Source organism: Bradyrhizobium sp. WSM4872, from assembly GCF_055811715.1.
Genome location: NZ_JBVVPT010000046.1, coordinates 1 through 15,141, shown reverse-complemented (window position 1 = coordinate 15,141; position 15,141 = coordinate 1). Strand labels below are relative to the sequence as shown.

The window sequence follows — 15,141 nt, the reverse complement described above, 5'->3', positions numbered from 1 at the left end:
AATGAACGGAATCGCGTTGCACGAGGCTGCAAGAGGCTGAATGATGACTACGAAGGATATCATCGACACGCTCGCCGGGATCGAACCGGGTTCGGCGCTCGATACCATTCGCGGGCGCCGCCTGCAGGCGCGCGACAATGCGCAGAAGAGCTATCTCTCGCTGTTCGAGCCGATCGACGCCGGCGATGTCTCGCTGGTGGAGCGCGCCGCGGTCGCGCTCTTCGTGATCGGCCTTCACCGCGAGCCCACAACGGCCGGCTTCTACCGGGCGAAGTTAGCTGCGACCGCCGATGGTGCGCGCCTGGTCGAAGCGGTCGATGTCGAAATCGCGCGGGGCGAGACCTCGGGCCCCTACGGTGCGTTTCCGGCTGGCCCCCTGTCGGTCGAAAACAAGGCCGGCCTGATCTATCGCGTCAGCGCGGAGCGCAGGCCCGATCTCGGGGACCGGCTCGCTGCGGCTTTCGAACATGCGCATCTGCTGGTGTTCCGCCCGCGCGATGCGGCTGCAGCCGACATGAAGGCTCTGCTCGCCGCCGGCTGGTCGAACACCGGCATCGTCACGTTCTCTCAGCTCGTTGCGTTCCTGTCGTTCCAGGTGCGCGTCGTCACCGGACTGCGCGTGCTCGGTGCCTCGCTCGGGCGCACCGCGAACGCCGCGGCCGGCGCGTAAGGAGGCTGCATCATGAGCGCTGTAAACAATGTCGATCCGCCTGTCGTCTTCACCCAGGATGAACTGGGCTGGGTGTCGTGGATCGATCCGCTGCCCGAAGCCGAGCTAACCGAGCGGCATTTCGCCGGCCTCGTCGATCGGTCCCGTTCCAAGTCCGAATATTTCCGCCTGCTGGTGCGCGATCCCGAGGTGCTGGAGGCCCGCACCAAGACCGACAAGGACATCTTCTACAACGTCGCCGACGGCCTGCCGCGCGCCGAGCGCGAGCTCGCGGCGGCTGCGACCTCGCGCTACAACGGCTGCATCTACTGCGCCTCCGTGCATGCGCGTTTCGCCAGCACTTATTCCAAGCGCCGCGACGATGTGCAGCGGCTGCTCGACGACGGCGTCGGCGCTGATCTCGGCGAGCGCTGGAATGCGGTCGTCAAGGCCTCGGTGGCGCTGGCTGCGACGCCGATCGCGTTCGGCCCCGACAATATCGATGAGCTGCGCCGCGCCGGTCTCGACGATGCGGAGATCGTCGACGTCATCAACGGCGCGTCGTTCTTCAATTGGGCGAACCGGCTGATGCTGTCGCTCGGCGAGCCCTCGAAATAGCCAATCTCACCGGCATAGAAATTGCTGGTTGTTTCAACACCTGACAGGATGGAGCCATCCATGAGCAACATCGATCGTCGTACCCTGGTCAAGGGCTCGCTTGCCACTATCATGGCGGGAGCGGCCTTCTCGCGCGCCGCGCTTGCGCAATCGTCCGAACCGATCTTGCTGGGCGTCAGCGGTCCGTTGACCGGGCCGAACGCACAATATGGCACGCAGTGGAAGCAGGGCTTTGATCTCGCGCTCGACGAGATCCAGGCAGCGGGCGGCATCAACGGCCGCAAGCTCGCCTATAGTTTCGAGGACAGCCAGAGCGACCCGCGCCAGTCGGTGGCGATCGCCCAGAAGTTCGTCTCCGATCCCAGGATTGTCATGGAGCTCGGCGACTTCTCCAGCCCCGCCTCGATGGCGGCCTCGCCGATCTATCAGCGCGGCGGGCTGGTGCAGTTCGGCTTCACCAATTCGCATCCCGATTTCACCAAGGGCGGCGACTTCATGTGGAGCACCTCGGTCAGCCAGGCTGACGAGCAGCCGCTGCTGGCGGCCTATGCCGTCAAGCGTCTCGGCCTGAAGAAGCTCGCCGTGCTGCACCTCAACACCGATTGGGGCCGCACCAGCCGCGACTATTTCGTCAAGGCCGCGAAGGAGAACGGCGCCGAAATCGCCGTCACCGAGGGCTACATCGCGGAAGAGCGCGACTTCCGCTCCACGCTGGTGCGGGTCCGTGACGCCAATCCGGACGGGCTGATCCTGATCTCCTATTATTCCGACGGTGCGCTGATCGCCCGCCAGGCGCGCCAGGTCGGGCTGAAGCAGGTGATCTGCGCCGCGAGCTCGGTCTACTCGCCGAAATTCGTGGAGCTCGGCGGCGAGGCCGTCGAAGACGTCCATGTCGGCACGCGCTACTTCCCGGAAGACCCGCGCCCCGAGGTGCAGAAATTCATCGCGGGCTTCAAGAAGAAGTACAACGGGGTGGAGCCCGACGCGTTCAACGCTTACGCCTATGACGCGATGAATATGGCCGCCGCCGTGGTGAAGATCGGCGGCACCGACCGGCGTGCGATCCGCGACGCCTTCACGAAAGTGAAGGACGTATCGAGCGTGATCTTCGGCAAAGCGACGTTCGACGTCGAGAGCCGGCGCGTCAAGGGCGCCATGAACGCCGAGCTCGTCGTGCGCAAGGGCCAGTTCGCGCTCTGGGACGGCAAGCCGACCTGAGGGGATTTTCTGCGTGTCTTCCTGGCTCGACTACACGATCAATGGGCTGATCGTCGGAAACGTCTACGCCCTCGTTGCGGTCGGGCTCGCGCTGATCTTCGGCGTCAGCCGGCTGATCAACTTTGCGCAAGGCTCGATCTACCTCGTCGGCGCCTATATCGGCTGGGTCGCGGTGGTGCAGCTGCATACGCCGCTCCCGCTCACCATCATCGTGGTCGCGGTGGCGGCGGCGCTGGTCGGCTTGATCATCGAACGGTTCGGCCTGCGTCCGCTGCAGAACTCGGTGCGCATCGCGCCGCTGCTGGCGACGATCGGCATCAGCTTCGTGCTCGATCAGCTCGTGATGCTGACTTTCTCGCCCAATCCGCGCGCGCTGCCGAGCCAGTTGCCGGATGTCCGCTTCCAGATCGGCGGCGGCACCATCGGGCCGCTCGATCTGCTCATCGCCGGTGTCGGCCTCACCAGTGCGTTGCTGCTGTTCGTGTTCCTGCGCTACAGCAAGCTCGGCTGGGCCGTGCGTGCCACCGCGCAGGACCGCGACGCCGCGATGCAGATGGGCGTCGACGTCAATCGCGTCAATCAGGCCGTGTTCGGCATTGCGGCAGCGCTCGGCGGCGTTTCCGGCCTGCTGGTCGGCATGTACTACAACCAGATCGACACCGCGATGAGCCTGCAGGCGACGCTCAAGGGCGTCGTTGCCGAAGTCGTCGGCGGCGCCGGCAACGTGCCGGGTGCGGTGATCGGCAGCCTGCTGCTCGGACTGGTCGAGAGCTACGGTGTTGCTGTGTTCGGGACCAGCTACCGCAATCTGTTCGCGTTCCTGCTGCTGGTCGTGGTGCTCGTGCTGCGCCCGAACGGCCTGTTCGCCAGCGCGCGGCAGGCGCCGCCCGAGCCGCTCACCGGCACGTTCATTGCGCCGAGCCGCCCGGCGCGCATTCCGCGCTGGGCGCTGCTGATCGCGACCGCCGTCTTCGCGATCCTGCCGCTGTTGCCGGTGTCCTTCTACGTGCTCCAGACGCTGATCAACGCCTGGCTGCTCGGCATGCTCGCGCTGAGCCTCACCCTTGTTGCAGGCACCATCGGCCAGGTCTCGCTCGGGCACGCCGCGCTGCTCGCGATCGGCGCCTACACCTCCGCGCTGCTGTCGCTCAATTTCGCCGTCCCGGTCGGCCTTGCCATCATCGGTGGCGGCCTGGTGAGCGCTGCGCTGGGCACGGCGCTGATCTCGCCATCGTTCCGGCTGCGCGGGCACTACGTCTCGATCGCGACGCTCGCGATCGGCGAGATCGTCTCGCTGGTGATCCTGAACTGGGAGAGCGTCACGCGCGGGCCGATCGGCATTTCCGGCATTCCGCCGCTGTCGCTGTTTGGCTATGAGCTGGTCAGCCCGATTTCGATCTACTGGTTCAGCTTCATCGTGATGGTCGTGCTGGCGCTGCTGCAGGGACGCCTGCTCGGATCGCATCTCGGCCGCAGTTTTCGCGCCATCCGCGACGACGACATCGCCGCGCGCGCCTATGGGCTCAGCCTGAACCGCTACAAATCGCTGGCCTTCATCTTCGGTGGCTTTGCCGCCGGTGTCAGCGGCGGCATCGCCGCGCATCTCTATTCCTACATCAACCACGAGACCTTCAACACGCAGCAGTCCATCCTGGCGCTGACCGTCGTGATCCTCGGCGGCCTCGGCAATGTCGTCGGGGCCATCCTCGGAGCGGTGGCGCTGGTCGGCCTGCCGGAAGTGTTCCGCATCGCGGCGGAGTACCGCATCCTGATCTACGGCATCGTGCTGCTGCTGCTGGTGCGGTTCAGGCCGCAGGGCCTGTTGGGGACGATCTGATGGCTGAGCAGCACACGACCATGCTGTCCCTGCGCGGGCTGACGCGCCGCTTCGGCGGCCTCACCGCCGTCGACGCCATCGATCTCGATCTGGCCAAAGGCGAGCTGATCAGCATCATCGGCCCGAACGGCGCCGGCAAGACCACGCTGTTCAACCTCGTGACCGGGCTTGACCTGCCGGACGCCGGGACGGTTCGCTTCGAAGGTCAGGACATCACGGGTCTCTCGCCGGAACGGCTCGCCGCCGAAGGCATCGCGCGGACGTTCCAGCTCGGTCGCGTGTTTGGCAATCTCAGCGTCATGGACAACGTCTTGATCGGCGCCCATACGCGCTTGCGCGCGGTGAAACCGGCAGTGCCGGTGATCGGCCCGCTGCTGGAACTGGGTCTGGCGCTGCTGCGCCCCGCCAGCGTCAAGGCCGAGGAGGAGCGGCTGCGCGAGGAGGTGAAGGTCATTCTCGCGCGCTTTGGCGAGCGGCTGCTGCCGCGCATCGACCAGCCGGCCTACAGCCTCTCTTACGCCAATCGCCGCCGCGTCGAGATCGCGCGTGCGCTCGCCTTGAGGCCGCGCCTGCTGCTGCTGGACGAGCCGACCGCCGGTATGAACCCCACCGAGACCACGGAAATGCAGGGGCTCGTCTCCGAGCTGAAAGCCGAAGGGCTGACGATCTTGCTGATCGAGCACAAGCTCGAAATGGTGATGCGCCTCTCCGACCGTGTCATCGTCATGGATGAAGGCAAGAAAATCGCGGAAGGGCCGGGTGACCGGGTGCGCGGCGATCCCAAGGTGATCGAGGCCTATCTCGGCCACGGCCTGACGACGAAGCAGGAGAGCGCGGCATGACGAACCCGCCTCCCGATGCGCTGCTCGCGCTGACCGACGTCAATACCTTCTACGGCCAGGCCCAGGTGCATTTCGACCTGTCGATATCAGTTCCGCGCGGCCATATCGTCTGCCTGCTCGGCGGCAACGCCAGCGGTAAATCGACGACGATGAAGATCATTTTGGGTCTGGTGAAGCCGCGCTCGGGCGAGGTGACTTTCGACGGTGCCTCGCTGCTCGGGTTGACCACGCCGCAGATCGTCCGCCGCGGCATCGCCTCGGTGCCGGAGGCGCGGCGTCTGTTCGCGGACATGAGCGTGCGCGAGAACATCCTGATGGGTGCGTTCGTGCGCGACGACCGAGAGGCGATCGCGCAGGATCTCGACAAGATGCTCACGCTGTTCCCGAAGCTCGGCCAGCGGCTGTCGCAGCGCGCCGGCTCGCTCTCCGGCGGCGAGCAGCAGATGGTCGCGATGGCGCGTGCGCTGATGAGCCGTCCCAGGGTGATCGTGATGGACGAGCCCACCATGGGCCTGTCGCCGCTCTATGTCGACCGCGTGCTGGAGCTGATCCGCACCATCAACCAGGAGGGCGTCTCGGTCTTCATGGTCGAGCAGAACGCCAGCCTCGCGCTCGAGATCGCGCACGAGGCCTATGTGCTGCAGACCGGCAAGATCGTTCTCTCCGGCTCCGCCCGCGCGCTGAAGGACGATCCCCGCATCCGCGATGCCTATCTCGGCGGCTCCGAGGCGGCGTAAGGGGTCCGCTGTCGTCTCCTCCCTCCCGCAGATCCGCATACACGATCGTCGCGCAGCGATCCGGGGCTGGTCAGTATGACCACCTTATGAAAAGATCATACCGCTCGTGCGATGGGCGTGCAGTGGACAGAATGATTGTCGTGACGAAATTATCTTTGCGGGCGGTCGAGCCCGGAATGGTGCTGCTGTTCGGCGGGTTGATCGCGGCCAACATCGGGGCCTGGGCCTGGGCCTTCGTGGCGTTCGGTGACCGGCCGACGGTGATGGCGACCGCGCTGCTCGCCTGGGTGTTCGGCCTGCGCCACGCCGTCGATGCCGACCACATCGCGGCCATCGACAATGTCGTGCGCAAGCAGATGCAGGCAGGCGGCACGCCGCGTAGCGTCGGTCTCTATTTCGCGCTCGGCCATTCCACGATCGTCGTGGTCGCGACCATGCTGCTCGCGCTCGGCGTCGTGAGCCTCGGTGGCGACAGCCTGCTCAAGGAGATCGGCGGCTTCATCGGCACCTCGGTCTCGGCGCTATTTCTGCTGGTGATTGCGGCCATCAATCTCGTCATCTTCGCCGGCCTGTGGCGGACGTTTCGCGCGGTACGGGAGCAGGGGATTCACGACGCGGAGGGCCTGGATGCCCAGCTTGCCAATCGCGGCCTCCTGGCGCGGCTGCTCGGCCCGACGTTCCGCCTGGTGACAAAGCCCTGGCACATGTATCCGCTCGGCTTCCTGTTCGGGCTCGGCTTCGACACCGCAACCGAGATCGGCCTGCTCAGCATCTCCGCCGGCGAAGCCGCGCGTGGCGCTTCGTCTGCCGATGTCCTGGTTTTCCCCGCGCTGTTCGCAACGGGCATGGCGCTGGTCGACACCGCCGACTCCGCGCTGATGGTGAGCGCCTATCGCTGGGCCTTCGTCGATCCGCTGCGAAAGCTCTGGTACAATCTCACGATCACAGGGGCTTCCGTGGCGGTGGCGCTGTTGATCGGCGGAATCGAGGCGCTCGGGCTGATCGCGGACCGGCTCGGCCCGTCCGGCGGCGTGTGGGCATTGGTCGACGCGCTCAACGACTCGCTCGCCAATGTCGGCTTTGCCGTGGTCGCGCTGTTCGCGGTCGCCTGGCTCGTTTCGGTCGTGCTCTATCGGCGCATGTTTGCAGTTGAGCGGCGGCGCGCGACGGATGCGCTTATTGGCGCCGATGCCACCGAAGCGGCCTGATCGACAATCCGCTGGCTCAGGCTGACGCGCTCGCGACCTGCTCCGCCGGCAGATCGTCGGCGTTGGGATCGCCCGGCGCGGTGGCCCAGGCCAGTTCCACCAGCGTCACGATCCGGCGGCCGGCGCCGTCGAGCTGGCAGACGATCAGGCCCTGCTCTTCCATGTAGCCGAGCAGGCGCTGCGCCCGGCGCAGCGAATGCGAGCCGTAGGCGCGGGCGATCGCGGCGTCGCCAGGACACGGCCAGCCTTCTTTTGCCGCGCGCGCGATCATCATGAACACGCCCTGCATGTCGTCGGGAAGGATCGAGGCGCGGAGCGACACATCCTGCCAGGCGTCGTCCTCGGCATGCTCGGCGCCGAGCCCGGCGCGCGCCCGCGTCAGCATACGGCGGAATTCGGTGAGGTCGGGCACCGCCGAGCCGAGCCCCTCGATGCGGCAGCGAACCACGAACTCCTGGTACAGCACGCCGACCGCGCGGAAACCGGCATCGGGCGCGGCGAGCACGGCACGAAGGGTCCGATCCACGCGCTCGCGCCGCTCGGCGAGCTCTTCGGCACTTGTCGGGACCTCGATCGTTTCGGGGCCGATCTCCGGCGCCGCAGCCTTGGCGGCGCGGAGTTGCTCGAGCAGATCCGGCGCGGGCCGGCGCTGCGGCCGGCTGGCATCGGGCGGCGGCGCGGCCAGGATCACGGCGCGCATATTTTCGAGTGCGGCTTCAGGCATCGGCATCAGCCGCGGCGTGGAATTGCGCGGCTGGGTTTCGGTCGCGCCGATATTCAAACGCAGGGGGCGTCGCGACAGTGCGGGGCCGAGCGCCATGAATTGTCCGCGTTCGAGATCGCGAAACGATTCGGCCTGCCGCCGCTCCATGCCGAGCAGGTCGGCGGCGCGCGCCATGTCGATGTCGAGGAAGGTGCGGCCCATCAGGAAGTTGGACGCTTCGGCCGCGACGTTCTTGGCGAGCTTTGCCAGCCGCTGGGTCGCGATGATCCCGGCAAGCCCGCGCTTGCGGCCGCGGCACATCAGATTGGTCATCGCGCCCAGAGACAATTTTCGCGCTTCGTCAGAGACTTCGCCCGCGACCGCAGGCGCAAACAGCTGCGCCTCGTCGACCACCACCAGCATCGGGTACCAATGGTCCCGGTCCACGTCGAACAGCCCGCCGAGGAAGGCCGCGGCGCGGCGCATCTGGTTCTCGGCGTCGAGCCCTTCGAGATTGAGCACGGTGGAGACCCGATGCAGCCGTGCGCGCTCGCCGGCCACCTGAAGGCCGCGCTCGGTGTGATCCTCGGCCTCGATCACGAGATGGCCGAAATGCTCCGCAAGCGAGACGAAATCGCCTTCGGGATCGATGATCGCCTGCTGCACCCAGGGCGCGCTCTGCTCCAGCAGCCGCCGCAGCAGATGTGATTTGCCGGAGCCCGAATTGCCCTGCACCAAAAGGCGGGTCGCCAGCAGTTCCTCGAGGTCCATGGCCGCCGCGGCGCCCGCCGTGGTCTGCCCCATCTCGATCGCAACCGTCATGCCCGACTCAAGTCCCATCATTCGCGGACAGGGGCTTATCAACCCGGCCGGGGCGCGTCGAGCGCCACGGCGACAATCATGGTCCGTTGCCCACGACGCAGTTCAGGCGTGATTCGATTGCCGTAGAAGTGCGGGCCGATAGAGGGCTTGCGGATCGTCGTCCTCAGGTATCGCTCGAGCCGAGTTCCAGCCTGACCCGTTGATGTGCGAAACCGCCATTGCGCCGTGCGCTGGGCATGCGCCCCATCAATGAGCGGTCCGCGAAGTCCGGCCAGGGGATCGGGGCGCTACAGCGCGCCAGATCCGCCCTGCACGATCTTCTCGTTGAGCTTCAGGTCCACGGTCTCGACCGTGCGGTCGATCTCTGCATTGGGCGCGCCGAGCTGATGCGAGATCAGCTTCACCAAGAGATCGACGCGCTCGATGAAGGGCGCGCCGCCGGCCACCGCGCGTGCGGCCGACGACGGCTTGAGCAGGCTCTCGGCAGCCTTGGCGTATTTCGCGAACGGCACCTGGTCCTGCGGATCGGCGCCGAGACGCCGGGCGATGGCGTCGACATGCTCGTAGATCGTCTGTGAGCGCGCGAGATCACCGTGCACGGCATCGCGGATCGACTGCGGCTCGTGCGGCGTGATGCAGCGGTAGTTGCCGGTCAGCAGCATCGACCATTTCGCCAGCGGCACGAACAGAGAATCGAACACCTTCAGCTTCACCGGCACGTCGTGACCATCGAGGGTCACCGCGTCGATGTCGGCTTCGAGCTCGCGCAGCACCTTGTTGTGCTTCTCGTCGGCGAACACGGATGCCTTGAAATTCGTGGGCAGACCGACGTGAAGCACGTTCGCAGCCTCTTCCGGCGGACGGAACGCTTGCGGGTCGGGCGAGCACAGGGTCACCAACCCCGGCTCGAAGCGCTCCCACACTTGCGCATTGGTGTAGGCCTCCTCGAGATCCATGTCTGCGAGCGAGGGGATCCGCTTCAGATAGGGCAGCGGCGGCATGTTCATGATCGACAGGCACGGCAGCTTCGCCGCGGCGATCCTGACCATGAGAACGCGCACCGTGTGGTTGGTGTATTGCGGCTCCTGCATCGCAAGGCCGACCATGTCGTAACGCGACAAGTCCACATTGGCCGGCGTCACGGCGTCGAGCTTGCCCGGCAGGTCGCGCGAGAAGATGGCGCGGTGAACCGCCTCGTCACGCAACTTAATGCGCACCTCGGTACCCTCGCGGTTGATCAGCTCCGCGGTCTTGGCGCGGCATACCAAGGTCACGTTGTGCCCCGCCATCAGCAGCTTCGTGCCCAGCAGGGAGCCGTAGGAAGCCCCGAGAATCAGGATGTTACGTGCCATGTCTCGTCCCTTTGACAATTTGTGATTTTTGAGCCCCGGCCGTCATCCGCAGGCGAGTTTGGCGGGCATGTAAGGCAAAGTGCCAGGCGATGGCAACTGGGATAATGGATACAAGGCCGCGGAGGGCTCAGCAGGTGGCCCGGCGTGTTGCTTGGCGCCGAAAGCGCGACGACGCTTCACCGGCGACGGGCTCTGCAGGTCCTTGAGTTGCTCAAATAACTGGCTTACCGAAGTAGAAAATGTTGCACGTCCCGTTCGCCCGGGCTCACCCAAAACGCGATCATACCTCGTCACGTCTCGCGCGCCGGGTGCGCATGAGCGACTTCGAGGATTTTGTCGCACCGGTTTTCCTACGGCGCTGAGAGCCGGAAAGTCCCTTGGCGAAGGCCGTCGGCATCGACCAGGCGGCAACCCGTAGCATCTTTTATCTCCGGTGTGATTGGTGGCACGCGGGATCGGCGTCATGAGAAATTCATGATGGAAGCCGATACAGGCGATGCCTTCTCCCTCGTCAAATGAGCTCCAATTTTAGTCGTCCATCGCAACAAAAAACTGCAAACGCGAGACAGCAAAAAATGGCAGAGTGGTGCGGGGCCTAAACTGTGTATCAGCAACGGAGCTGAGACGTGGCGATTGAGTTGGAGTCGGCGTGACACTTGCTTTGCGACCGGCTCGTTCGGAGTGTAGTCCGTCTGGTCCAGTGCCCCCGCCCGCGAAGGGAAAGCGGAACGATCATCGGGACGGCAGACGCAAGCGCGATCACGCACGCGTGACATCGCCTCGAGCAGACATGCAGGGCGTTGCGCTGACAGCGCTGCGCCTGGTCCAAGCAACCGCCGCCGCGCCGTTCGGGGACTGACATGGAACATGATCATTGGCCTCACGGCGCGTGCGACGGCGCCGGTCGAAGCTTGGCGTGCTTGCGGAAACGCGCGTCCGATTTTTTCGAAAGCTTGTCGGTCGCGGAACTCGTGCGCGAGGCGCACAGGCATCGGTGGATTTCGGACTGGTTGAGGATCTCAGGCGAGTACCGGATATTCGCCGAATCGACGCGCGTAACCGGTTCGGCTCAGACCGCGCGGGAAGCGTGGCTGTGCTCGCTGACGGCTCTTGAAGTCGCGAGGAACCTGTCTTGGCCCGGAGATCCCGGGAGTACCGACCTCGTAGACAAGGTCGGACTCAGCCTGAGGGGCTTCGAGGCGGACGCCGGTTCGGCGATCGAGCGCGTGGAGATCGACTGCTTTGATCAAGGCTCGCTTGCGGGCTATTTTCTGCCGGCGTTCCCCGATCGGTCTTTCGCACCCGCGGTTCTTTGTGTCAGCGACGAGGACATCACCGTGGGCTCGATGATGAGCAGGCTGTTGCCGGCCTCAGGGCGACGGAACATGTCACTCCTGCTCGTTGATACCGGCAATTCATCCGGTCGCAGCCCCTTCAAGCCGGCGCATATTCTGCAATGCTGGCTGGATTACCTGGAAGCTCGTCCGGACGTCGATTCGCAGCAGATCGCGGTCTACGGCGAGGGGGCGGCCGCCAGTCACGCGTCCCGTCTTGCCCTCCTGGATCGCAGGATGGCTGCCGCCGTGTGCGACGGCGGCATTGCGACGCCGGTCATGCGCCGGGCATCGCTGCGCTGGATGATCGGCGTCGAGCAGGCGGTCCGTGCCGGGACCTCGACAGGTTCGTTGCTGCCGTCGCGTCGGATACCTTGCCCGCTTCTGATGGTCGTCGGGAGCCGCTCAATGGTTTGGGAGGAGGATGCTCTCGAGCTGCAAGCCGATTATCGGCGGGCCGGAGCCGATTGCGCGACCGTCGTGCCGAACTGCATTCCTCACCCTTTGGGCGAGGTCGAGAATTTCATCGCGGTGGACGATTTCATTTTCGAATGGCTCGACAGCAAACTTGGAATTGCCCGTCAGCTGGATTCTGTGACCTACCTCTAGGGTGCCAAAAGATTGCGAAGGCGAGAAGAGATTGAGGATGAATCGAGGCCCACGCTCCGCGCCCGACGTCAGTGGGTCAGGACGCGTCGATGGCCAGCAACCGTGCGGCCAGCCGGGCATTCTTGGCAATCGTTGCGAGCGCGGCATTCAGATCGGCTAAGGTTTTCTCGTCGAGCTCGTTGAACATGGTCGAGTTCAAGGCGAGCTTTCTCTTCGACAGTTTTTCGATTTCCGTCGTTGCTTTCGCTGTCAGCGACATCAGGACGTAGCGTGCGTCGTCTGCTGCCGGCCGTCGCGACAGGAAACCGCCCTTTTCGAGGGCCTTGGTCTGGTTGGTCACGAAGGCCGGGTGGACCCGCAGCTTGTTTGCGATGTCGATTCCGGCGACACCTCGCCCCTCGTCCAGTTCCGTGATGGCCATCAGGATCAGCCACTGCGGCTCGGTAATGCCCAGCAGTCCGGCCCAGCTGGTGTGGATGTCTTCCAGCTGGGAATGAATTTCGACGACGTTCCAGATGAAGTCCGTAATCGCCCTGTCGAGTTTCTTCTCGATCATGTGGCTCCCTCCCCGTTTATCCCTTGCCTATCTTTAGTGGGATATCTTGGAAGCGTCTCGAAAATCGCGCGCCGATCCAAAGAGAGATACCGCAGGGAAGGAATCGTAGGCTCAATTATTGCTTGCAAAGAACAATTAATTTTATTATCGACTATCCCACTCTATTTCGCTGCTCTTGACCCACGCGATGGACAGCGATGCGAGACCTCCAAGAAGCCCTCGGGATGCCCCCCGAGGGCTTTACTCGTTTTTCTGCATGGTTTTTCTCAGGAGATATCGCCGCTGTTGCTCTCAAGACACATCGCGGCCCGAACTGTCGATTCATCAAATCAATAAATTGAGGCAGTTGTTTTTATAAACTATATGTGAAGCCACGACGGAGGGGGGGCACCTCACTGTCGTTTCAGTCCGGACCCTCGTGCGGATCTGAATTGATCGAAATTGAGAGGGTAAAGCGGCGTCCACCGAGGACCCCGAGCCCACTGAACCGACCTGGAGGTTTACTAATGAAGTTGACGAAGACACTCTTTCTCGGCTCGGCTGCCGGCCTGATGGCCGCCTCCGGGGCGTTCGCTGCCGATCTTCCCGTCAAGGCCAAGGCGGTCGAATACGTGAAGATCTGCTCGCTGTACGGCGCCGGCTTCTACTACATCCCGGGCACCGATACCTGCATCAAGCTCGGCGGCTACGTGCGCGCTGACGCGAACTTCAACACCAACTCGGATTTCAATCCGAACCAGGGCGGTACTGCCGGTGCGCGCAACCGTCTGATGAACTACTACACCTTCCGCGCTCGTGAAGACCTGAACATCGACACCCGCACCGCGACCGAGTACGGCGTGGTCCGCACCTTCTTCGACGGCGTCTTCACCTGGACGAGCGGCAACTACACCCCGACTGGTTCGGCAACGGGTGGCACTCAATACAGCGGTACGCTCGGTCTGAACGCTGCGGGCACCGCCCTCGTCGGTTCGAACGGTAGCGGCAACGTCAACGGTACCGACGGCAACACCTCGGGTGGTGCGCTCGGCGTGTACTATGCCTTCATCCAGTTCGCCGGCTTCACCATGGGTAAGGCCGTGTCGCAGTTCGACGCCCCCTGGACCAACTATCCGGGCAATCTCACCGACAACCTCGTCGGCGGCAGCGGCACGGTCACTGGTGTCAACCAGTTCACCTACACCGCCGACTTCGGTCAGGGCATCACGGCGTCGTTCTCGGCTGAAGACGTCTCGGCCTACTATCAGGCCGGCAACGTCAACATGACGGGCGCGACCGCGGGCGGCATGATCGGCGGCTCGTACGGCACCAACGCGATCGGCGGCACTCGTTCGCCGAACCTCGTCGGTCAGGTTCGTGTCGACCAAGCCTGGGGCCTGTTCCAGGCGTCGGTGGCCGCGCATGACAACCACGTCGGTTATTACGGCGCGACCGAGACGACCGGCCACCCCGACGACAAATGGGGTTGGGCGGTTCAGCTCGCTCTGTCGATCAAGAACATCCCGACCGGCGCGGGTGACACGATCAACATTCAGGGCGTCTACACCGACGGTGCGACCCGCTACAACTTCCAGAATCTGTCGGGCAGCAGCTACGCGCTGTACGGCAATTCGGGCATTGCTGGCTCTTACGGCAGCATCGGCTTCGCCAGCGCTCCCGATACGGTGTTCGTGACCGGCAGTTCGCAGGAAACCGTCAAGACCTGGGGCTTCCGCGGCGCTTACACCCACAACTGGGATCCATACTGGAACTCCTCGCTGTACGGTGCCTACGCTCAGGCCCAGTTCGGCACGCTGGCCAAGACCACTCTCTGCGGTGCTGGCGGCGGCGGCGGTGTGTTCGGCGGCCTGGCGGGTGTGACGGGTTGCAACCCGGACTTCGCGATCGGCCAGCTGGGTGTCGTCACCCGGTGGACCCCGGTCAAGAACCTGACCTTCTCGGCGGACGTGTCCTGGACCCATCTCGACCAGAAGTATTCTGGAACGGTTGGCCTCGTCCCGAACGTCGTGACCGCCAAGCCCGCCGCGGTTTACGAACTGAAGGACCAGGACTCGATCGCCATGATCCTCCGCGCTCAGCGCAACTGGTAATATCTGTCGAAACACATGAACGAACACCCGGCGGGAAACCGCCGGGTGTTTTTTTGCGCAAGGCAGATGATGTCAGGCGGCGAAGCCCCGGCGCCCGGATGGAGCAAGTATGATCCGGGGCTGCTCGCGCTGCCTCGGGCACCTTCCCGGATTACGCTTGCGCTCCATCCGGGCTACCGGACCTCCTCTGTGTCGCCTCTGTCAATCCGCTCATGCAAATATATTCCGTTTTACCGAAATTCGGAATTGGCGTATGTGTCGCCCATCCCGGCTCATCCTCGAGGGGCGATCTTGTGGTCGTCATGTTCGCGAGCCGGGCTTGCGGTGGACGCGGCAGCGTTCGGGTGCGAGTGGCCAAGGGCAGGGCGGATTGCTCTCCGTGAGCCCAAGGCTGCGTTCCGACGAGCGGCGCTGTCAGGCTTCGTCTCGTCTGTAAGTTTCCGGCTTCGTCGACAGGGCTGGGAAAACTGCGGCGAAATGGCGGGCCGTGCGTACGGCAAAACCGTGTGGTCCTGGCCGTCGTTGCTACGGTCAAGCTGTCGCGGAGGTGTGTGCGAGCCCAACCG

Annotated in this window: 12 protein-coding genes; 9 read left to right on the top strand and 3 right to left on the bottom strand. The window is 64.5% G+C overall.

Annotation, left to right across the window (positions count from 1 at the left end; translation table 11 throughout):
- Window positions 1-43 precede the first annotated feature (43 nt).
- The 7 genes from AC0L3C_RS34395 to AC0L3C_RS34365 all read left to right on the top strand — a co-directional run bounded on the left by AC0L3C_RS34395 (window position 44) and on the right by AC0L3C_RS34365 (window position 7,109).
- Window positions 44-670 carry a CMD domain protein gene (locus tag AC0L3C_RS34395; RefSeq protein ID WP_473263695.1) on the top strand — a complete coding sequence of 209 codons (627 nt, stop codon included), beginning with the start codon at window positions 44-46 and terminating at the stop codon, window positions 668-670.
- A gap of 12 nt (window positions 671-682) precedes the next feature.
- Window positions 683-1,267 (top strand): alkylhydroperoxidase domain protein, encoded by a 585-nt coding sequence (locus tag AC0L3C_RS34390; protein WP_473263694.1) that lies wholly within the window; start codon window positions 683-685, stop codon window positions 1,265-1,267.
- Between the two features lie 60 nt (window positions 1,268-1,327).
- The gene (locus AC0L3C_RS34385) at window positions 1,328-2,485 is read left to right on the top strand and encodes an ABC transporter substrate-binding protein (protein ID WP_473410224.1); all 1,158 of its coding nucleotides are present in this window, start codon (window positions 1,328-1,330) and stop codon (window positions 2,483-2,485) included.
- 13 nt (window positions 2,486-2,498) lie between these two features.
- Window positions 2,499-4,322, top strand: a complete 1,824-nt coding sequence (locus AC0L3C_RS34380; RefSeq protein ID WP_473410223.1) for an ABC transporter permease — start codon at window positions 2,499-2,501, stop codon at window positions 4,320-4,322.
- A complete protein-coding gene (locus tag AC0L3C_RS34375; protein WP_473410222.1) occupies window positions 4,322-5,164 on the top strand; it encodes an ABC transporter ATP-binding protein in 843 nt (280 codons plus the stop codon). Before AC0L3C_RS34380 ends, AC0L3C_RS34375 begins: the two co-directional genes overlap by 1 nt.
- Complete coding sequence (locus tag AC0L3C_RS34370) at window positions 5,161-5,901, top strand: ABC transporter ATP-binding protein (RefSeq protein ID WP_473410221.1); 741 nt, start codon at window positions 5,161-5,163, stop codon at window positions 5,899-5,901. Before AC0L3C_RS34375 ends, AC0L3C_RS34370 begins: the two co-directional genes overlap by 4 nt.
- 176 nt (window positions 5,902-6,077) lie before the next feature.
- Window positions 6,078-7,109, top strand: coding sequence for a HoxN/HupN/NixA family nickel/cobalt transporter (locus AC0L3C_RS34365; protein WP_473410236.1), 1,032 nt, complete (start codon window positions 6,078-6,080; stop codon window positions 7,107-7,109).
- Between the two features lie 16 nt (window positions 7,110-7,125).
- Here the strand turns inward: AC0L3C_RS34365 and AC0L3C_RS34360 are convergent, their stop codons facing one another.
- Together AC0L3C_RS34360 and AC0L3C_RS34355 are read right to left on the bottom strand one after the other, a co-directional pair.
- A complete protein-coding gene (locus tag AC0L3C_RS34360) occupies window positions 7,126-8,634 on the bottom strand; it encodes a helicase HerA domain-containing protein (RefSeq protein ID WP_473284129.1) in 1,509 nt (502 codons plus the stop codon).
- A gap of 287 nt (window positions 8,635-8,921) precedes the next feature.
- Window positions 8,922-9,986, bottom strand: coding sequence for a ketopantoate reductase family protein (locus AC0L3C_RS34355; RefSeq protein WP_007595931.1), 1,065 nt, complete (start codon window positions 9,984-9,986; stop codon window positions 8,922-8,924).
- 860 nt (window positions 9,987-10,846) lie between these two features.
- Here AC0L3C_RS34355 and AC0L3C_RS34350 point away from each other — a divergent pair.
- The gene (locus AC0L3C_RS34350; RefSeq protein WP_473410220.1) at window positions 10,847-11,929 is read left to right on the top strand and encodes an alpha/beta hydrolase family protein; all 1,083 of its coding nucleotides are present in this window, start codon (window positions 10,847-10,849) and stop codon (window positions 11,927-11,929) included.
- Between the two features lie 76 nt (window positions 11,930-12,005).
- Here AC0L3C_RS34350 and AC0L3C_RS34345 read toward each other — a convergent pair whose 3' ends face one another.
- Window positions 12,006-12,485, bottom strand: a complete 480-nt coding sequence (locus AC0L3C_RS34345; RefSeq protein ID WP_106942150.1) for a MarR family winged helix-turn-helix transcriptional regulator — start codon at window positions 12,483-12,485, stop codon at window positions 12,006-12,008.
- A gap of 506 nt (window positions 12,486-12,991) precedes the next feature.
- On the opposite strand from AC0L3C_RS34345, the gene AC0L3C_RS34340 reads away from it, so the two are divergent.
- Window positions 12,992-14,575, top strand: coding sequence for a porin (locus AC0L3C_RS34340; RefSeq protein WP_473263686.1), 1,584 nt, complete (start codon window positions 12,992-12,994; stop codon window positions 14,573-14,575).
- The last annotated feature ends 566 nt before the right edge of the window (window positions 14,576-15,141 follow it).